The organism is Pseudomonas sp. Van50, assembly GCF_055390755.1.
Genome location: NZ_AP024343.1, coordinates 2,063,113 through 2,081,758, shown reverse-complemented (window position 1 = coordinate 2,081,758; position 18,646 = coordinate 2,063,113). Strand labels below are relative to the sequence as shown.

General features: G+C 61.9%; 20 protein-coding genes. 12 read left to right on the top strand and 8 right to left on the bottom strand.

The window, feature by feature from the left end; all coding sequences use genetic code 11:
- The first annotated feature begins 104 nt into the window (after window positions 1-104).
- The 5 genes from atuC (at window position 105) to ppnP (ending at window position 5,994) form a co-directional block, all read left to right on the top strand.
- Entirely contained in the window at window positions 105-1,721 is a 1,617-nt protein-coding gene (gene atuC, locus ACZ5M5_RS09230) for a geranyl-CoA carboxylase subunit beta (RefSeq protein WP_060738509.1), read from the top strand.
- A 26-nt stretch (window positions 1,722-1,747) separates the two neighbouring features.
- Window positions 1,748-2,905 carry a citronellyl-CoA dehydrogenase gene (atuD, locus tag ACZ5M5_RS09225; RefSeq protein ID WP_103310927.1) on the top strand — a complete coding sequence of 386 codons (1,158 nt, stop codon included), beginning with the start codon at window positions 1,748-1,750 and terminating at the stop codon, window positions 2,903-2,905.
- 135 nt (window positions 2,906-3,040) lie between these two features.
- Window positions 3,041-5,011: an acetyl/propionyl/methylcrotonyl-CoA carboxylase subunit alpha gene (locus ACZ5M5_RS09220; RefSeq protein WP_464738912.1), complete on the top strand. Its 1,971-nt coding sequence runs from the start codon at window positions 3,041-3,043 to the stop codon at window positions 5,009-5,011.
- A gap of 62 nt (window positions 5,012-5,073) precedes the next feature.
- A complete protein-coding gene (locus ACZ5M5_RS09215; protein ID WP_060738512.1) occupies window positions 5,074-5,616 on the top strand; it encodes a 3'-5' exonuclease in 543 nt (180 codons plus the stop codon).
- Window positions 5,617-5,709: 93 nt separating this feature from the next.
- Complete coding sequence (gene ppnP, locus ACZ5M5_RS09210; protein WP_003183665.1) at window positions 5,710-5,994, top strand: pyrimidine/purine nucleoside phosphorylase; 285 nt, start codon at window positions 5,710-5,712, stop codon at window positions 5,992-5,994.
- A gap of 212 nt (window positions 5,995-6,206) precedes the next feature.
- Here ppnP and ACZ5M5_RS09205 read toward each other — a convergent pair whose 3' ends face one another.
- Together ACZ5M5_RS09205 and ACZ5M5_RS09200 are read right to left on the bottom strand one after the other, a co-directional pair.
- Complete coding sequence (locus ACZ5M5_RS09205) at window positions 6,207-7,016, bottom strand: MOSC domain-containing protein (RefSeq protein WP_060738513.1); 810 nt, start codon at window positions 7,014-7,016, stop codon at window positions 6,207-6,209.
- A gap of 71 nt (window positions 7,017-7,087) precedes the next feature.
- A complete protein-coding gene (locus ACZ5M5_RS09200; RefSeq protein WP_053120553.1) occupies window positions 7,088-8,011 on the bottom strand; it encodes a chemotaxis protein CheV in 924 nt (307 codons plus the stop codon).
- A gap of 479 nt (window positions 8,012-8,490) precedes the next feature.
- Between ACZ5M5_RS09200 and ACZ5M5_RS09195 the strand changes: the two genes are divergently transcribed.
- The 3 genes from ACZ5M5_RS09195 (at window position 8,491) to ACZ5M5_RS09185 (ending at window position 10,731) form a co-directional block, all read left to right on the top strand.
- Complete coding sequence (locus ACZ5M5_RS09195) at window positions 8,491-8,961, top strand: hypothetical protein (protein ID WP_060738514.1); 471 nt, start codon at window positions 8,491-8,493, stop codon at window positions 8,959-8,961.
- Between the two features lie 220 nt (window positions 8,962-9,181).
- Complete coding sequence (locus tag ACZ5M5_RS09190) at window positions 9,182-10,075, top strand: sensor histidine kinase (protein ID WP_103309167.1); 894 nt, start codon at window positions 9,182-9,184, stop codon at window positions 10,073-10,075.
- A complete protein-coding gene (locus ACZ5M5_RS09185) occupies window positions 10,072-10,731 on the top strand; it encodes a response regulator (RefSeq protein ID WP_060738516.1) in 660 nt (219 codons plus the stop codon). The genes ACZ5M5_RS09190 and ACZ5M5_RS09185 overlap by 4 nt, the downstream gene beginning before the upstream one ends.
- On the opposite strand, the gene yegS is transcribed toward ACZ5M5_RS09185, so the two are convergent.
- On the bottom strand, window positions 10,715-11,632 hold the full coding sequence (yegS, locus tag ACZ5M5_RS09180) for a lipid kinase YegS (RefSeq protein WP_060738517.1): 918 nt from the start codon (window positions 11,630-11,632) through the stop codon (window positions 10,715-10,717). The two genes, ACZ5M5_RS09185 and yegS, sit on opposite strands and share 17 nt — an antisense overlap.
- A gap of 316 nt (window positions 11,633-11,948) precedes the next feature.
- On the opposite strand from yegS, the gene ACZ5M5_RS09175 reads away from it, so the two are divergent.
- A complete protein-coding gene (locus tag ACZ5M5_RS09175; RefSeq protein WP_225613369.1) occupies window positions 11,949-12,257 on the top strand; it encodes a hypothetical protein in 309 nt (102 codons plus the stop codon).
- A 58-nt stretch (window positions 12,258-12,315) separates the two neighbouring features.
- Here ACZ5M5_RS09175 and ACZ5M5_RS09170 read toward each other — a convergent pair whose 3' ends face one another.
- The gene (locus ACZ5M5_RS09170) at window positions 12,316-13,503 is read right to left on the bottom strand and encodes a molybdopterin molybdotransferase MoeA (protein WP_162491249.1); all 1,188 of its coding nucleotides are present in this window, start codon (window positions 13,501-13,503) and stop codon (window positions 12,316-12,318) included.
- Window positions 13,504-13,525: 22 nt separating this feature from the next.
- Window positions 13,526-14,065: a molybdenum cofactor biosynthesis protein B gene (gene moaB, locus ACZ5M5_RS09165; protein WP_053120541.1), complete on the bottom strand. Its 540-nt coding sequence runs from the start codon at window positions 14,063-14,065 to the stop codon at window positions 13,526-13,528.
- A 78-nt stretch (window positions 14,066-14,143) separates the two neighbouring features.
- On the opposite strand from moaB, the gene mobA reads away from it, so the two are divergent.
- Both mobA and ACZ5M5_RS09155 read left to right on the top strand, forming a co-directional pair.
- On the top strand, window positions 14,144-14,746 hold the full coding sequence (gene mobA / locus ACZ5M5_RS09160; protein ID WP_464738911.1) for a molybdenum cofactor guanylyltransferase MobA: 603 nt from the start codon (window positions 14,144-14,146) through the stop codon (window positions 14,744-14,746).
- 75 nt (window positions 14,747-14,821) lie between these two features.
- Entirely contained in the window at window positions 14,822-15,043 is a 222-nt protein-coding gene (locus tag ACZ5M5_RS09155) for a YgdI/YgdR family lipoprotein (protein WP_003199454.1), read from the top strand.
- Between the two features lie 77 nt (window positions 15,044-15,120).
- On the opposite strand, the gene ACZ5M5_RS09150 is transcribed toward ACZ5M5_RS09155, so the two are convergent.
- The 3 genes from ACZ5M5_RS09150 to ACZ5M5_RS09140 form a co-directional block, all read right to left on the bottom strand.
- On the bottom strand, window positions 15,121-16,011 hold the full coding sequence (locus ACZ5M5_RS09150; protein WP_060738521.1) for a pseudouridine synthase: 891 nt from the start codon (window positions 16,009-16,011) through the stop codon (window positions 15,121-15,123).
- 72 nt (window positions 16,012-16,083) lie between these two features.
- Entirely contained in the window at window positions 16,084-16,404 is a 321-nt protein-coding gene (locus ACZ5M5_RS09145; RefSeq protein ID WP_060738522.1) for a hypothetical protein, read from the bottom strand.
- 92 nt (window positions 16,405-16,496) lie between these two features.
- Window positions 16,497-16,733 carry a glutaredoxin family protein gene (locus ACZ5M5_RS09140; RefSeq protein WP_060738523.1) on the bottom strand — a complete coding sequence of 79 codons (237 nt, stop codon included), beginning with the start codon at window positions 16,731-16,733 and terminating at the stop codon, window positions 16,497-16,499.
- 189 nt (window positions 16,734-16,922) lie between these two features.
- Between ACZ5M5_RS09140 and ACZ5M5_RS09135 the strand changes: the two genes are divergently transcribed.
- Window positions 16,923-18,635: a cation:proton antiporter gene (locus tag ACZ5M5_RS09135; protein ID WP_103309173.1), complete on the top strand. Its 1,713-nt coding sequence runs from the start codon at window positions 16,923-16,925 to the stop codon at window positions 18,633-18,635.
- The last annotated feature ends 11 nt before the right edge of the window (window positions 18,636-18,646 follow it).

The following is an 18,646-nucleotide window of genomic DNA, read 5'->3' as shown; positions in this document are numbered from 1 at the left end:
GGGTTGCGCAGCGACCCCGGTTTTTGCGATTGCTGCGCAATCGAGCGGGAGCAAGCTCCCTCGCCACAGGGGGTCTCTGATCCGTTCCAACACGAGGAGTCTGCATGCCGGTCATCGAATCGCACCTGGATCCCCACAGCGCTGACTTCGCACGCAACCATGCGGCGATGCTGGCCGGTGTCGAACAACTGCGCCAACTCGAACGGGCCGTGCTGGCGAAAGCCGCCCAGGCCCAGGACAAGTTCGACCAGCGCGGCCAACTGTTGCCACGCCAGCGCCTGAACTTGCTGCTGGACCCCGGCGCACCGTTCCTCGAGCTGGCGAGCCTGGCCGGCTACAAACTCCATGACGACAAGGACGGCAGCCAGGCCGGCGGCGGCCTGATCGCCGGGATCGGCTATGTGTCCGGGGTGCGGGCACTGGTGGTGGCCAACAACAGCGCGATCAAGGGCGGCACGATTTCCCCCAGCGGCTTGCACAAGACCCTGCGCCTGCAACAGATCGCCATGGAAAACAAACTGCCGGTCATCACCCTTGCCGAAAGTGGCGGCGCCAATCTCAATTACGCGGCGCAGATTTTCGTCGAAGGCGCGCGCTGCTTCGCCAATCAGGCACGTATGTCGGCCATGGGCCTGCCGCAGATCACCGTCGTGCATGGCTCGGCCACGGCCGGCGGCGCTTATCAGCCGGGTTTGTCGGATTACGTGGTGGTGGTGCGCGACAAGGCGCGGCTGTTCCTGGCCGGGCCGCCGTTGCTCAAGGCCGCGACCGGCGAAGTGGCCAGCGAAGAGGAACTGGGCGGTGCGCTGATGCACGTGCAGGTGGCCGGCACTGCCGAATACCTGGCGGAGAACGACGCCGATGGCATACGCCTGGCCCGGGAAATCCTCGATCTGCTGCCCTGGAATGCACAATTGCCGCCACAGCCCGAACGGACCTGGACGGAGCCGCTCTACCCCGCCGACGAATTATTGGGACTGGTGCCCGACGACCCGAAGAAACCCTATGACGTAGGGGAAATCATCGCCCGCATCGCCGACGGCTCGCATTTCCTGGCCTTCAAAAGCGAATTCGACACCCAGACGATTTGCGGCCACCTGCACATTCGCGGCCATACCTGCGGCCTGATCGGCAACAACGGCCCCATCACGCCACAGGGCGCGGCCAAGGCGGCGCAGTTCATCCAGTTGTGCGATCAGAGCCGCACACCGTTGCTGTTCTTGCACAACACCACCGGGTTCATGGTCGGCACCGAGTCGGAGCGACAAGGGGTGATCAAGCATGGCGCCAAGATGATCCAGGCCGTGGCCAATGCCCGGGTGCCCAAGCTGACGGTCGTGGTGGGCGGCTCCTATGGTGCCGGCAACTACGCCATGTGCGGCCGCGGGCTAGACCCGCGCTTCATCTTCGCCTGGCCCAACAGCCACACCGCCGTGATGGGCGGCGCCCAGGCCGGCAAGGTCCTGCGGATGGTCACGGAGGCCACGCAACTCAAGAACGGCCTGAGCCCCGACCCGAAGATGCTGGACCTGCTCGAGCAAACCACCGCGCAGAAACTCGACAGCCAATCCACCGCCCTCTACGGCAGCGCCAGCCTGTGGGACGACGGGCTCATCGACCCGCGCGACACCCGCACCTTGCTGGGCTTGCTGCTGGACATCTGTCACGAGGCCGAGCAGCGGCCACTGCAAGCCAACAGCTTCGGCGTGGCCCGCTTCTGAGCGCAACCTCCAGGAGAACAATAAAAATGATCTTCACCCAGGAACACGAAGCACTGCGGCGCACCGTCCGCCAGTTTGTCGACCACGACATCAATCCCTACGTCGACGAATGGGAGCGGGCCGGGCGTTTCCCCATCCACGAGATTTTCCGCAAGGCCGGCGAGTTGGGCCTGCTGGGTATTTCCAAGCCGCAGGCCTTCGGCGGCATGGGCCTGGACTACAGCTATTCGATCGTCGCGGCCGAGGAGTTCGGCACTATTCATTGCGGCGGCGTGCCGATGTCCATCGGCGTGCAGACCGACATGTGCACCCCGGCCCTGGCCCGTTTCGGCTCCGACGAGTTGCGCGAAGCGTTCCTGCGCCCGGCCATTCGCGGCGAACAGGTGGGCTGCATCGGCGTCTCGGAAGTCGGTGCCGGCTCCGACGTCGCCGGCCTCAAGACCACGGCGCGCAAGGACGGCGACGACTACGTCATCAACGGCAGCAAGATGTGGATCACCAATGCGCCGAGCGCTGATTTCATCTGCCTGTTGGCGAATACCTCGGACGACAAGCCCCACGTCAACAAATCGCTGATCATGGTGCCGATGCGCAGCGCCGGCATCAGCCTCGGCCAGCATCTGGACAAACTCGGCATGCGCAGCTCGGAAACCGCCCAGGTGTTTTTCGACGACGTGCGGGTGCCACAACGCAATCGCATCGGCCAGGAAGGTGCCGGGTTCATGATGCAGATGCTGCAATTCCAGGAAGAACGCCTGTTCGGCGCGGCCAACATGCTCAAGGGCCTGGAGCATTGCATCGACAGCACCATCGAGTACTGCAAGGAGCGCAAGACCTTCGGCACGGCCCTGATCGACAACCAGGTGATCCACTTCCGCCTGGCGGAACTGGCCAGCGAAATCGAATCCCTGCGGGCGCTGGTCTACCAGGCCACCGAGCAGTACATCCACGGCCAGGACGTCACGCGACTGGCGTCGATGGCCAAGCTCAAGGCCGGGCGCCTGGCCCGGGAAACCACCGACAGTTGCCTGCAATACTGGGGCGGCATGGGCTTCATGTGGGACAACCCGGTCGCCCGCGCCTATCGCGACGTACGGCTGGTGTCCATCGGCGCCGGCGCGGACGAAATCATGCTGGGCATCATCTGCAAGCTCATGGGCATTTTGCCGGGGAAGAAAAACTGAGTACATCGCCTGCCAGACCGCCATCGCGAGCAAGCTTTGCTCCCACAATGCCCTGTGAGTGCATTCGCCTGTGGGAGCAAAGCTTGCTCGCGATGAGGCCCAAACAGACACCGCAAGACTCCAGGAATGAACCCCATGCCCGCCTTCAGCAAAATCCTCATCGCCAACCGCGGCGAAATCGCCTGTCGCATCCAGCGCACCGCCCAGGCCCTGGGTTATCGCACGGTGGCGGTGTTCAGCGAGGCCGACGCCGATGCGCTGCACGTGCGCATGGCCGATGAAGCCGTGCTGATCGGCGCGGCCCCGGTGCAGCAGTCCTACCTCGACCCCCGGGTCATTCTCGAGGCGGCCCGGCGCAGCGGCGCCGATGCGATCCACCCCGGCTACGGCTTTCTTTCGGAAAATGCGCGGTTCGCCCACGCCTGCGCGCAGGCCGGCCTGGTTTTCATCGGCCCCAGCCCCGAGGCCATCGAGTTGATGGGCAGCAAGCGCCGCGCAAAAATCGCCATGATCCAGGCCGGTGTTCCCTGCATCGCCGGTTACCAGGGCGCCGCCCAGGACGACGACACGCTGCAGCGCGAAGCCGGGCGCATTGGCTACCCGCTGATGATCAAGGCCAGTGCCGGTGGCGGCGGCCGCGGCATGCGCCTGGTCCAGCGCGCCGAGGACCTGCTGGAGCAGTTGCGCAGCGCACGCTCGGAAGCCCTGCACGGCTTCGGCAGCGACGAGTTGATCCTCGAACAAGCCTTGATCGATCCGCGGCATGTGGAAGTGCAGATCTTCGGCGACCACCACGGCCAGTTGATCCATCTGGGCGAGCGGGACTGCTCGATCCAGCGGCGCCACCAGAAAATCATCGAGGAAGCGCCCTGCCCGGTCATGACCGCCGACCTGCGCCGGGCCATGGGCGAGGCAGCACTCACGGCGGGGCACGCAGTGAATTACGTCGGTGCCGGGACCGTGGAATTCCTGCTCGCGGCGGACGGTCGGTTTTACTTCCTGGAGATGAACACACGCCTGCAGGTCGAACACCCGGTCACCGAGTCGATCACCGGCCTGGACCTGGTGGCCTGGCAATTGGACGTCGCCGCCGGCAAGCCGCTGCCCCTGCGCCAGGAGCAGGTGACGCTCAGCGGTCATGCCCTGCAAGTGCGGTTGTACGCCGAGGACCCAGCGGCGGATTTCCTGCCTCAGACCGGGTGCTTGGTTGGCTGGGAGCCCCCTATCCGCGATGGTGTGCGAGTCGACCATGGCCTGCTGCAGGGCCAGGCCATTACGCCGTTCTACGATTCGATGCTGGGCAAACTCATCGTCCACGGCGCCACCCGCGACGAAGCACGCCGCAAACTGTTGCGAGCGGTGGAGGATTGCGTGCTGCTTGGGGTCCAGAGCAACCAGCGCTTGCTCGCCGGCTTGCTGGCGCATCCACGGTTCATCGACGGCGACTTCAACACCGGCTTCATCAGCCAGCATTTTGCCAATCATGCGGCGCTTCTGCCCCTTGAGCCCTCGGTCGAACAACTGGCCATCGCCACGGCGGCGTTTTATCAGGCATCGCAGGCACGGCATGCACCCGGCCTGGGCGGATGGCGCAACAGCATCGGCACGGCGCTGCATTATCGGATCGGCGTCGGGGAGCGCGACTGGGTGCTGAGCCTTGAAACCGAAACCGACGGGACACTGAACATCCGCAGTGACGGGCGCTTGATCGAACTGAGGCTGCTCGACGTTGATGCGCAGGGCGCAACACTGGTCATCGACGGGATTGGCCAGCGCCACGCCTGGCACCTCGAAGGCCATGATCTCTGGCTGTCCACCCGCCCCGGCGGCCTGCACCTGCAAGACCGGACCCTGGCCCCGGTCGCCAGCAAGGCCAGTGCCGGTGCCAGTACACTCCTGGCGCCCATGGACGGTGCCATTGTCGAGGTACTGGTCAGCGAAGGCAGCCCGGTGCGCCAAGGCCAACTGCTCATGGTGCTCGAAGCGATGAAAATGGAGCACCCACTCAAGGCAGGCAGCGACGGAGTGGTCAGGCAACTGCAGGCTACACGGGGTGATCAGGTGAGAAAACGCCAGGTTTTGTTGCGCATTGAAACAGCCCACTAGTCGGATGCCTGGGGTTTGACTACGCTCAAACCCATCAGCACGCCGATACCGGGAACACTGCAATGCCTCACTGGCTGGTGATTGATCTGGAGGCCACCACCGATGAAGGTGGCTGGCCGGTAACCGAAATGGAAATTATCGAGATCGGCGCCACGCTGGTGAGTCGTGACGGCCGCGAAGTGGATCATTTCCAGCGCTTCGTGCGGCCCCTGAGACGACCGCTGCTCACGCCTTTCTGTCGCGAACTGACCCACATCACCCAGGCCAATATCGACGGCGCCGCGCCCTTGACCGAGGTCTGGCCGGCATTCGAGCGCTGGCTGGCGCCGTATCATCCGAAGCTGGAAAGCTGGGTCAGTTGGGGCGACTACGACCGCAAGCAACTGCTTCAGGAATGGCAACGCCAGCAGTTGCACAGTGTCCTCGCCCAGGTGTCGCACATGAACCTCAAGCAACGCTTCGCCAAGGCCCGTCGACTGGAACGACCGCTAGGGCTCAATGGCGCGCTGCAACTGGCGGGCCTGCAATTTTGCGGGCAACAGCACCGCGCCCTGGAAGATGCCCGCAATACCGCGCGGTTGTTGCCCCTGGTGCTTCCGGGTTGAGCGGCGTCCACCTCCCGGCGCGGCAGATGACGAATGTTGCAGCCTTGTGCATACTGGCCGGCCTTTTTCAGCCCCTTTTTCGAGGAATCGCCCATGTTTAAAGTCAACGAGTACTTCGACGGCACCGTCAAGTCGATCGCTTTTGGCACTGCCGAAGGCCCCGCGACCATCGGCGTCATGGCTCCGGGCGAATATGAGTTCGGCACGGCCCAACGGGAAATCATGCACGTCGTCTCCGGCGCCCTGACCGTGAAGCTGCCCGACAGCACCGATTGGGAAACCTTCGCGGCCGGCAGCCAGTTCAATGTACCGGCCAACAGCAAGTTCCAGCTCAAAGTGGCCGTCGACACCGCTTACCTGTGTGAATATCGCGGCTGATTCGGCGCACTGCAAAGCGGGGACACAGTTACCCCTGTGGCGAGGGAGCTTGCTCCCGCTGGACGCGCCAGCGTCCCCTGCGGTTAGCAAGAGGGGCTGCTTCGCAGCCCAGCGGGAGCAAGCTCCCTCGCCACAAAAGCTAGAAAAGCTGTTGCCAGATAAACAAAAATGCCCGGGTCATTGGACACGGGCATTTTTGTTCACGGTTCTTTTTATTCGAGCACTTCAACCGGCATGCCGACTTCAAGCCGACCGTTGCTGTCGTTGACCAGGTTCTGGCCGAACATCGCACCGTCCGGCGTCGAACGGTATTGCTGCAACGTGGCAAAGGGTTCGCGATTCGGATCGCGTTCGCCGGTGTGCGGATCGACCGTGGTCATGATGCAACGCGAGCAGGGCTTGACCAGCCGGAACTCCACCTCGCCGATACGAATACGCTTCCAACCGTCCTCGGCAAACGCCTCGCTGCCCTCCACCACCAGGTTGGGACGAAAGCGCAACATCTCCAGCGAGCGGCCGACCCGGGTCGACAGGTCCTGCAATGAGGCCTGGCCAATCAGCAGCAGGGGGAAACCATCGGCAAAGGCGACCTTGTCGTCATCCTTGCCATAACCGGCGGCGGTGGTGCGCGCCAGTTCCACCGGCACATGCACCAACCGCGTGGGGCTGCCGATGAATTCGCTGACCCAGGCCGCCGCCTCATCACCGGCATCCGGCACACGCAAGGTGTCACGCCAGATGATCACACCGCGCCGCTGCTCTTGCTGGGTGGGTGGCAGCGGCACATCGATGGCGCCATGGCCCGGCGCGCTGAGCGTCAGGCCACCCGCCTCGTTCCACAAGGCCGAAAGCTGGCTCATCTTCGCCACGGCGCGCTGGGTCAGGAACCGCCCCGTGCCCTCATCCACCAGCATCCAGCGCCGATCGCCGTCCAGCCCTAGCTTGTCCAGGCCAATCTGCTGCAGGGGCTGGCCCTTGCCGGACTTCAACGGATACCGATACAGAGCGCTCAGCCGCAACATGGTCAACTTCCCCGGTGGCAAAAAAATGCCACCTTATACGAGCCGGCCATTGAAGCAAACCACCATCGGGTTCAGTCGAGCATCAGCCGCTGGCGCACCACATCGACCAGCTTGTCCGGCTGGAATTTGGAGAGGAAGTTGTCGCAACCGACCTTCTTGACCATCGAATCGTTGAAGCTGCCGGACAGCGAGGTGTGCAGTACGACATAGAGCCCACGCAAACGCGGGTCGTTGCGGATTTCGGTGGTCAAGCGGTAGCCGTCCATTTCCGGCATTTCGGCATCGGTGAAGATCATCAACAATTTGTCGGTCATGACCTCGCCGGTATCGGCCCAGGCCTTGAGCATGTTCAGGGCCTTCAGGCCGTCGCTGGCGATGTGCATTTTCACGCCCAGTTGACCCAGGGTGTCGCGCAATTGCGAGAGCGCGACGTTGGAGTCGTCCACCAGCAGCACTTCGCGGCCACGGGCACGCTCCAGCACCGGGTCTTCGAGTTTGTCCCGGGAGACCTTGGCGTTGTACGGCACGATTTCGGCCAGGACTTTTTCCACGTCGATGATTTCCACCAACTGATCGTCCACCTTGCTGATGGCGGTCAGGTAGTGCTCGCGGCCGGCGCTGGTCGGCGGTGGCAGGATGGCTTCCCAGTTCATGTTGACGATACGGTCGACGCCGCCCACCAGGAACGCCTGAACCGAACGGTTGTATTCGGTCACGATAATGGTGCTGTTGGCGCCCGGCACCAGCGGACGCATGCCAATGGCCTGGGACAGGTCGATCACCGGCAGCGTCTGGCCTCGCAGATTGACCACGCCGCACACGAACGGGTGACGTTGCGGCATCAGGGTCAACTTCGGCAGTTGCAGGACTTCCTGGACCTTGAATACGTTAATGGCAAACAACTGCCGACCCGCCAGGCGAAACATGAGAATTTCCAGGCGATTCTCACCCACCAGTTGGGTTCGTTGATCTACTGTGTCGAGAATGCCGGCCATCGATGACTCCTGGGCTTGTTCGGATGAATCCAATAAAACCGATATCGGCTGCACGAACCGATTCTTGACCCCGGATTAAAATACAAGTGGGGAATTGATATCACATTAACATCATGTTTTACTGGCTTCACGATTTCATCTGCTGTTTATCCCGCTGCGCGACTCCGGTTTGCGCACTAAGTTCCCCTGTCTAAGGGATTCCCCTAGGCACAATCAGGTCCAACCTGATATTCCCGTTATCCAATAGCCATTAATGTGACGCCATTCTCATTGCTGAACGGAGTCAGGCTTTTGTGCGCGACCACAGGACATCGGACCTGCAGCCTTTCGGCCGATCCCACCCGTGCAATCGTTTACGAATTCACCTTCGCTGAACGGCACGGGCGTGTATTCGCGCGTCCGTCCGCGGTCGACCTTGAGATCCAGCCGTTCGCCATACGCGGTTTCCTTTCGCCTGACATGATGTTGTGGAGATAAGCATGCCGAACGATCGTAGGAACTGGAGTCAACGTCTTCCCGAACTTCTGATCGAGGCCGAGACACTGCTGGCCAAGTCGGAGGAATGCCTGAGCCATCTGCAATTGATCAACAATGACAAGGACGCCATCGATTGCATGCTCAGCACCTTGCTGAAACTGGCAAACAAGACCAATGCCCTGGCGCTGGAAGCCGTTTCGGAGTTTTCCCTGCATATCCATGGCTTGCTCAGCCATGCGCAAAACCACATGGAATTGCATGACCAGGCCCTGGATGCCTTGAAGGATTGCTTCACCCTGATGGCCTGGCAATTGGAACTGGTCGACCACACCACCGGCCAGTTGAGCCTGGACAACAGCGAACAAACGTCCTTGATCGAGGCATTCGCTTTCCAGGTCGGCCAGAGTCCCGACCAGGCATTGGCCGCGTCACGTCCACTGGCGCTGGTGTCTTATCCCCAGAAACAAGCCTGACACGATGGCAATGCGCCTGCTCCCCAGTGCTTTCACGGCACCATGCCGAGCGCGACCAACGATAGGCGAAGTGGTACTATCTCCCGCGTCAGCCACTTCCAGGCAGCGCCGTAATAGCCGCCAACCGAAGCTGCCTTCGACCTGAAACGTTTACCCGACCCGGCCTGTCAGATGCGCTGACCGGCCTGCCCGCAGCGAACATTCATTGGCTCCATCCGCTATGCACGCCAGCCTCAAGTCATTCATCACCTGGCCTCCCTCCCGAGAAAACGCCCGTCGCTTCACATTATTATTGTGCATGTGCTCGACCCTCGGCTGCCTGCTGACCTACCTGTACGCCCACACGGTGCCGCTGGGCCTGCTGGCCGTGAATGTCGCGGCCTTGAGCTGTGTCTGGATCCACCATCGATTGTCGCGCAAGTCCATCAAGTTCCAGCCCCAGGAGCTGGCCGAGCGGTTGCTCGAGGTCCAGGAGAATGAGCGCCATCGGCTCAGCCGCGAATTGCACGACGACATTGGCCAATTGCTGACCGCGGCGAAACTGCAAGGCGAATGGCTCAAGCGGCGGATGCCGGAAGAATTGCAAGGTCAGTGCGCACTCCTGTGCGAAACCCTGGACGAAACCCTCAACAAGGTCCGCGACGTATCGGCGATCCTCAACCCCAGGGAGCTGACCAGCCTCGGGCTTGAGGCCAGCCTGCGGGCGCACCTGCTCAAGACCCTGGCCAACGCCCCGGTGAAGTGGAGCCTCGATTGCCAGCAGCGCATGACCGGTATCCCGGAGGAGATGTCAGTCGCGGTGTTCCGGATCACCCAGGAAGCGATCACCAATATCTTGCGCCATGCCCGGGCGACGAATCTGCTGGTACGCCTGCAACGCCAGCCCGACGGCCTGACCCTGCTGATCAGCGACGACGGCCAGGGATTTGTCCCGGCCAGCCACCCCGCTCGCGAAGGTCAACGGGGCATGGCCGGCATGTTGGAGCGGGTCGAACAATTGGGCGGCACCCTCAAGGTCGTGAGCGAGGCCGGCAAAGGCACGCACATCGAAGCACGCTTTCCCTGGGCGCCGCGTGCCCTGGAGCGAGCCAGTAAGAATAAGGTTCTCCTTTGATTTGTAATTTGCTCCTGGTAGATGACCACTCCCTGATCAGGGCCGGCGTACGAGCTCTGGTCATGGATATCCCGGACTATGCCGTGATCGGCGAAGCCAATGACGGCACACAATTGGTGGAACTGGTAGAACGACTGAACCCCGACATCGTGCTGCTGGACATTTCCATGAAGGACACCAGCGGCCTGGATGCCTTGCAACAGCTCAAGCGGGTGCGCCCCCACAGCAAGGTGCTGATCCTGTCGATGCATACGGATCCTGCGCTGATCATGCAGGCGCTGGAATCAGGCGCCCATGGCTACCTGCTCAAGGACACCACCGCCACCGAGCTGAAACACGCCCTGGAAGCGCTGCGCAATGACGAACGCTACCTGAGCCCGGCCATCGCCCACACGGTGATCAACCAGGCGCTGACCCGCGTCCAGAAACACCAGCCGGACCCTGCCCAGGCCCATAACCTGACCGCACGCCAGCTGGAAATCCTGCGGCTGATCGTGCGCGGCAAGTCCACTCGGGAAATTGCCAATGGGCTGAACCTGAGCGTCAAGACCGTGGAAACCCACCGAGCGCAAGTCATGAAGCGCTTGCAGATCCATGACGTGGCCGGCCTTGTGCTGTTCGCGGTGCGCGAGCAAATCATCAGCCTGGATGACTGAGCGCCGTCGCGCCGCCCAACAGCGGCGAATCGGACGGCAGGTGCAGCCGCAGCGCCTTCGGGCGGACAGTGAAGCGCAGGGTGTCGACCTGCAACGGTTCGCCATCGAGGTTGATGTCCAGGCCTTGCGCGACCTTGATTTCCACCCATGGCAAGCGCGCGCGGACAAACATGTTGTCGATGCCCAGGCCGCCTGCCAGCAAGTCCTTCAACGTACTGACCACTTCCTGGGGCGCCGGCAGGATGCTGATGTCCAGCAACCCATCATCAGCCAACGCTTGCGGGCACAGCACATGGCCTCCCCCCGCCTGCCGGCCATTACCGATGCCCAGCGCGAGCAAATCGCCCTGCCAGTAAAAATCGGGGCCCTGCAACTCACCATAGGCGGTACTCAGTTCACTGAATCGGGACAGGCCCGTGAACAGGTAGGCGGCGCCGCCCAAGACCTTCTTGAGATCCTCGGAGGTGTTCGCCGTCACCTGGCTGCCAAAACCGCCAGTGGCCATGTTCAGGAAAATCCGCCCGCCGACGTCACCCACATCAACGGCCTGGGGCGCAACGTCCAATAGATCCAGGGCCTGCGCGGGTTCCAACGGAACACCCGCCGCCCGGGCGAAATCATTGGCCGTGCCCAGCGGCAGCAGTACCAGGCTGGCATCGCTGGACTTGTGGACGATCGCCTCGGCGATATCACGCAAGGTTCCATCACCGCCGCCGGCGATCAGTCGCGTATAACCGGCATCCAGGGCTTCATCGACGCATCGCTGGGCATCACCGGCTTCCCAGGTCAACCGTACCGCCAGCTCCCAGCCCTGTTCGCGCTTGAGCATCACTGCCGAGCGAACCTCTTCGTTGAGCGCTTGCTTGCCATGCAGAATCAACAGCGCCTTGCCTTTGCTCATCGTGGTCTCCGTCATTGGAAGGTTCAGGCATGGGACCGCTCATTGGCGCGAAAAAGCCCGGCGCGTCTCAATTTATTAAACGAGCAGGACGACTGGTCCGATCGACACGCCCTGATTCGAAGAGTTTTCTTACAAGATCTGGCGAATCAGCTCAATTGACCCTCTAGCGGTATTGAGACACCTTGGCTTCATGTTTTGCTGGATCGCTTAAACCCTCATCACACAAGGAAGCATTCTCCCATGGATGGATACGTCACGGCCCGCAGGGGCCGGATCAGTCGCTCGAACAGTTATGGCCAAGGGGATGGACCGTCCCATGCATAACCGTGAATACAAGCTGTCACCGCGGCAGCTCGCGTCCTTTGGAAGCGGGCGGGCCGATACTCGAAACGAATGCAAAAGTTGCAGTAATCCCGTTGGAGGAATTGATTTGGAACCGCGCGTCGTTGAACTGGAAACCCACCTCAAATACATCCGCAAAGACATGGATGAAATACGCACCGACGTCAAGGTGATCCGCCACAGGCTGGCCTATTCGGCTGGCGCCGCGGCGGTGGTGCTCGGTCTGCTGGGCTGGATTGCCAACAATCGATTCGATCAGTTGGTGACGCTGCTCACGCGGTAAAGGTGAGGCGCGCAAAGGCCCGGACGTCCAACCCGGGCCGGAGAACACCTGCCAGGTGCTAGCCCAGGATTTCGCTCAAGGGAATGAAGCCCACTTCGTTGCCCTCCACCAGCGTCTGCCCTTCGAGCACCTCGACCAACCCATCGGCCCAGGCCGCGCTGCGCAGGACACCCGAGCTCTGGTTTCGGTAGATGATCGCTCGACCATTCTCCATACGGCCTCGCAGGTATTCTCGGCGACTGCCCGCCTTTGGCCAGGCGAAACCGGCCGGCACCTTGAACTTGAGTGGCGCCACCGACTGAACGCCTTGGCGTCTCAATAGGTAAGGCCTTGCCAGCAGGGCAAACGTCACGAGGGTCGAAGCGGGGTTTCCAGGCAGGCCTATGACCGGCACGCCACGGTAATGCCCGAACGTCAGCGGCTTACCCGGTTTGATGGCGAGTTTCCACAGCGCCAGCTCGCCGTCCTCGCGCAAGGCGATCCCCAGGAAGTCCGCCTCTCCCACCGATACCCCCCCGGTGGACAGGATCAGATCGACATCCGATAACTGTGCCAGGCGCTCGCGGGTGGCCGACAAATCGTCGGGCAGGATACCCGCGTCAACCACTTCACAGCCCATGCGTTGCAGCCAGCCACACAACAGCACGCGGTTACTGTTGTAGATCTGGCCAGGACCCAACGCCTGACCGGGCTCGACCAGTTCATCGCCCGTGGACAGGACGGCGACGCGGGCCTTGCGCACCACCTCCAGCGATGCACAGCCCAAGGATGCCGCCAAGCCCAGCTCGATCGGCCCCAGGCGAGTACCGGCAGAAAGGACTTGCTCGCCAACGGTGGTCTCCTGCCCCTGGGGACGAATGTTCTGCCCACTGACCATGGGCTCGGTAAACCGCACCCGCTGGTCGCTTTCAACCACGGCGTTTTCCTGCATCTCGACGCAATCGGCGCCGGCAGGGACTGGCGCCCCCGTGAAGATCCGCGCGCAGGTACCAACGGCCAACGGCTCCGGAGCCTGGCCGGCGAAAATCCGCTGGCTGACCACCAACGGCTCGCCATTCCAGTCCGCCAGCCGCAAGGCATAGCCATCCATGGCGCTGTTGGGCCATGGCGGCAAATCAAGGGTCGATACCAGGTCCTCGGCGAGCACTCGCCCTGACGCCGCGGCCAAAGGCAAATGTTCGCGCTGAACAATCGGTGTGGCCGCCGCCATCTCGAGCAGCCGCTCCAACGCCACCTCAACGGCCATCAAGGCGCCGGCCTTGCCCGGTTTACCCACGGGATTCACAAGGGGCTGCCTGTTTCAAATGGGCCACGAAGTTGCACGGACGATGCCGCACATCCAATTGTTCGGCCAGGATCCCATCCCATCCGGTACGCACCGCATTGGTCGACCCCGGCAGGCAACATACCAGCGTGCCATTGGCCAGGCCCGCCAGCGCGCGGGACTGCACAGTGGAAGTGCCGATGTCGGCCACTGATATTTGCCGGAACAACTCGCCAAACCCATCGACCTGCTTGTCCAGCAGACACGTGACGGCTTCCGGCGTGCTGTCACGCCCCGTGAAACCGGTGCCGCCAGTGATCAGCACCACTTGCACCACGTCTTCGGCAATCCAGGTCGCGACTTGCGCCCGGATCTTGTACAAATCATCTTTGAGCAGGACCCGCGCCGCCAGGTTGTGGCCAGCCGCCGTGAGCCGATCGACGAAGACCTGCCCGGACGTATCGGTTTCCAGGGTACGGGTGTCACTGACTGTCAGCACCGCGATATTGAGCGGCACGAAAGGTACATCAGCCTTGGCTTTCATAGGCTCGTCCAGTTGTAGAGGAAACAGCCCGGTGTTATATCACAGCGCTTCATTTTTTCGCCCGTGCGGAGACACGCCATGACCTCGATTACGCCGCTGCCATCCTGCTCCATTCTGCTCTTGGCGGGTGGCCGCGGGCAACGCATGGGCGGACAGGACAAAGGCCTGGTGCACTGGCAAGGCGAACCGCTGATTGCCCATATCCATCGCCAGACTCGCGCCATGAGCGATGACCTGATCATTTCCTGCAACCGTAATGCGCAACGTTATGCAGCGTATGCCGATCAGTTGGTGCATGACGAGGAAGGTGACTTTCCCGGGCCACTGGCGGGCATCCGGGCAGGTCTCAAGGCTGCGAGGCACCCGTATTTGCTGGTGCTGCCGTGCGACGTGCCGCAGGTCGACGCCAGCCTGCTCGACAACATGCGCAGGACGGCCAGCCAGCACCCCGATCAGCCATTGATGGTGCGGCACGGCGAGCATTGGGAACCGCTGCTGTGTGTCATCCCGTTGGCCCTGGCAGCGAGCTTCGAAAAAGCCTGGAGCGAAGGCGAGCGCAGCCCCGGTCGGGTTATGCGCGCGCTGCACGCCGTTGCCTTGCAATGCCCCGCCGACGATCCGCGGCTGGCCAATCTGAACACCCCGGAGTTACTGGTCCGACATAAAGGCGTGTCAGATTGACACTAGCCAGGAACTTGCGCGCAATGTATACGTCTGAAGGTCAGTAACTTGAAGAATCCATTTCGGAGAAACACCATGACACAACGGACCCTCGCCACGTTCATGCTCGCTCTGGGCCTCGCCACCCTTGCCGGGTGCGCTTCGCCAACAGTGATCACCTTGAATGACGGTCGCGAAATCCAGGCCGTCGATACCCCTCATTACGATGAAGAAAGCGGCTTCTACGAATTCGAGCAACTGGATGGCAAGCAGACTCGCGTGAACAAGGATCAGGTTCGTACCGTTAAAGACCTGTAATCTTCAACGCTACCGCCAGATACGAAAAGCCCGCAGCATTTGCGGGCTTTTTTATGCCTGGTCGAAAACCATGGGCACTACCACTGCAATGTAATCTCGCTCTGGAATACACGTTCCTGGCCAGTGACCGGGTCGATGAAACGCAGCCCCTGTGCCAGTAGCTTGAGCGGGTTGGCGTAGTCGTCCTCGGCGTCCCGAAGCACGTCAGGGTAAAACGGATCGTTGCAGATGCCCGCTCCCAGGGCATTCATATGCACCCGCAACTGGTGTTTCTTGCCCGTGACCGGAGACAACCCGTAGCGCCACAGGTCACCGTGCCTTTCCAGCACTTCGATGGCCGTTTCGGTATTGGGCTCACCCGGCCCTTCCTGCATCCGAAAGAACGGCTCACCATCGATCATCCGACTTCTATGCACCCGGGGGAAGGTCAGCCCAGGCAACGCGCGGGCAATGGCCTGGTAGCGCTTCTCGATCTGCCGCGTCGGGAATAACGACTGATACGCCGAACGGGTGTGCGGATTGGCGGAAAACAACACCAGCCCGGCTGTGTGCCGGTCGATGCGGTGCAGGGGCACCAGATGCGGGTTGTCCAGCCGCCGGATCAGCCGTCGCAACAAGGTTTGCTCGACGTATTCGCCTGCCGGAGTGACAGGCAGAAAATGCGGTTTGTCTGCCACCACCAGATGTTCGTCGGCGTACAGGATCGACTCCACCACCGGGATGGGCTTCTCGTCGGGCACTTCACGAAAATAGTGGATGCGCAGGCCTTCGCGGTACGGCAAGTCGACATGGATGGCCTTGCCCTCCCCGTCCAATACCCTGCCCCGGGCGATCCGGTCCAGCCACTGCTCACGACTGATGGCGCTGAAATGCTCGCACAGGCACTCCAGCACCGTCGGCCAGGAACCGGGCGGCAGATACAGCGTACTGGCCTGATGATCAGCGGCGGAAAACGGTGAACCGGACATTGAAAACTCTCAGGCGTTTTTGCAGGGCGGCATTATCCGACAGTCACACCGGTCAGCCCAGCGATGATTGCTTTACGCCGTGACCGACGTCGATTTGGCCGCCGCTTCGGTGAACTCCTTCAACCAGCGCAGCACGTCCACCGCCTCCCAGCGGCCTGGATCGTACAGCGCGTACAGCAAACCCTGGTAACCCACCACATCCAACTGTTTGTGATAGCCGGCACGCTGGAACAACGCTTCGATCTCGGCGAAACAGGTGTTGAAATGCAGTTTATTGAAAGGCGTCTTGCCTTCGGTCACCAGGCCATCCAGGCGCAGCTCCAAGACCGCCTCACGCACAACATCCGCGGACATCCTGTTTACGCTGCTTTTCAGTTGTTCGACATTGACCAAGGGGATGCACTCCAGATAGCTGTATGAACATACAGTAACCGAAGCTCGCTACTTTCGCCAACCGCTGTCTTGGGAACCGAAGGACGAACCGTTCAACGGAGGAAGGTCACGATCTGTTCGGCCTCGAAGGGCCAGTCCAGTTCGGCACCGGTATCCAGCCTGCGCAGCACGGGGATACGCAGACCATAATCGTCCACCCAGGCTTGACGTTCCGAAATGTCCACCAACTCCACCAACAATCCATGTTCGACGAAAGGTATCAGTTCAGCTTCGGCGACCTCACAAAGATGACACCCCAGGGTGCCGAACAACTGGCATTCAGGAAGCATGGCGGGTAGACCCAAAAAAGATAGACGGTCATTCTAGGCCCGCCTCGGAAAACCGTCGAGTCGCTGGCTCGCTTCCGGGTGTTTCGGTAAAACGCTGATGCAAATCACTGAACATAAATGCTTTTCCAGCGACGCTGGTCACGTTTTCCCCTCTACGCTGTGCGTTGTAGCCTTGAAACGGAGTTCCCCTTGTTTGCCAACCTGCTGATCATCCTTGCCTCGTCCCTGGTGGTCATCGCCCTCTTCAGGCGGCTGCGCCTGCCGCCCGTACTGGGTTATCTCTGTGTCGGGCTGGCGGTCGGGCCTACCGCGCTGGACTGGGTCAACGACAGCGAAGAACTGCCAGACCTGGCCGAGCTCGGGGTGGTGTTCCTGTTGTTCTCGTTGGGGCTGGAGTTTTCCCTGTCGAAAATGCTCGAACTGCGCCGGGTCGTGTTCGGCCTCGGCAGCCTGCAGGTGTTGTGTTCGGGGGCGCTGCTGGCGGGATTGCTGGCCGTGTGCGGCGCGCCGGTGATCGCCGCGCTGCTGCTCGGGGCGGGGCTGGCCTTGTCCTCCACCGCCATTGTCAGCAAGGAGTTGACCAGCCTGGGCGAGATCTTCAGCAGCCACGGCCAGAACGCCATTGGCGTGTTGTTGTTCCAGGACGTCGTCGCGGTGCTGCTGTTGACCCTGGTGCCGGTCTTCGCCGGCAGCAGCGAGCACCCGTGGTACTGGGCGCTACCGCTGACCCTGGGCAAGACGCTGGTGTTGTTCGGTGGCCTGCTGCTGGCCAGCCGGCTGCTGTTGCCCCGGCTGTTCCATGAGGTGGCGGCGTCCCGGTCCGCAGAACTGTTCGTGCTGCTGGCCCTGGTGATCGTGCTACTGACGGCATGGCTTACCCACTTGCTCGGTTTGTCGCCGGCCCTGGGGGCATTCCTGGCGGGCATGTTGCTGGGTGAAAGCCACTACCGGCATCAGATCGAAGCCGACATACGCCCGTTCCGCGACATCCTGCTGGGGCTGTTTTTCGTCAGCATCGGCATGCTGATCGATCTGCAACTGTTCCTCGATGACGGCCTTTTGATCCTGGGATTGACCCTCGGCTTGATGCTCCTCAAGGGCTGCGTGGTCGCCACCCTGGTGAAATGGCGCGGCAGTGATGGGGAAACCGCCTGGCGCAGCGGCCTGGCCCTGGCCCAGGGCGGCGAATTCTGTTTTGCCTTGATGGCGCTGATGCAACAGAACAGTCTCATGCCCGCCGACATCAGCGGCCTGCTGCTGGCCGCGACATTCTGCTCGATGCTGCTGACGCCGCTGTTGCTGCGTGCGGCGCCGCGCATCGCCGCGCGCCTGCATCGCAAACCCAACGAAGAGGCGCAACTGGACCAGATCAGCGCACTCAATGCCGGCTTGTCGGATCACGTGGTGATTTGCGGCTACGGGCGCGTCGGCCAGTCCATCGGGCGCTTCCTGCGCCGCGAAGGCCAGGCGTTCGTCGCCCTGGATGACGACCCGGTGATCATCCAGGAAGCCACCGTCGGGGAAAACTGCGTGCATTACGGCGATTCGCGACGGGGTGACCTGCTCGCCGCCGTTGGCTTGAGCCGCGCCAGGCTATTGGTGATCGCGGTGGACAAGACCGACATCGCCATCACCGTGCTCAAGGCGGCCCGGCGGGTCAACCAACAGGTACCGATCCTGGTGCGCACCCGCGACGACAGCCAATTGGCCGAGTTGCAGGCCGCCGGGGCCAGCGAAGTGGTCCCGGAACTGTTGGAATCGAGCCTGATGCTGGCGTCCCATGCCCTGATCATGCTCGGCCTGCCCGAACAACAAGTCCGGCATCATGTGGATCAGGTCCGTCACGACCGTTATCGCCTGCTCCACGGTTTTTACCCTGGCAACCAGGACAAGGAGCCCTAGTGTCCTGTATC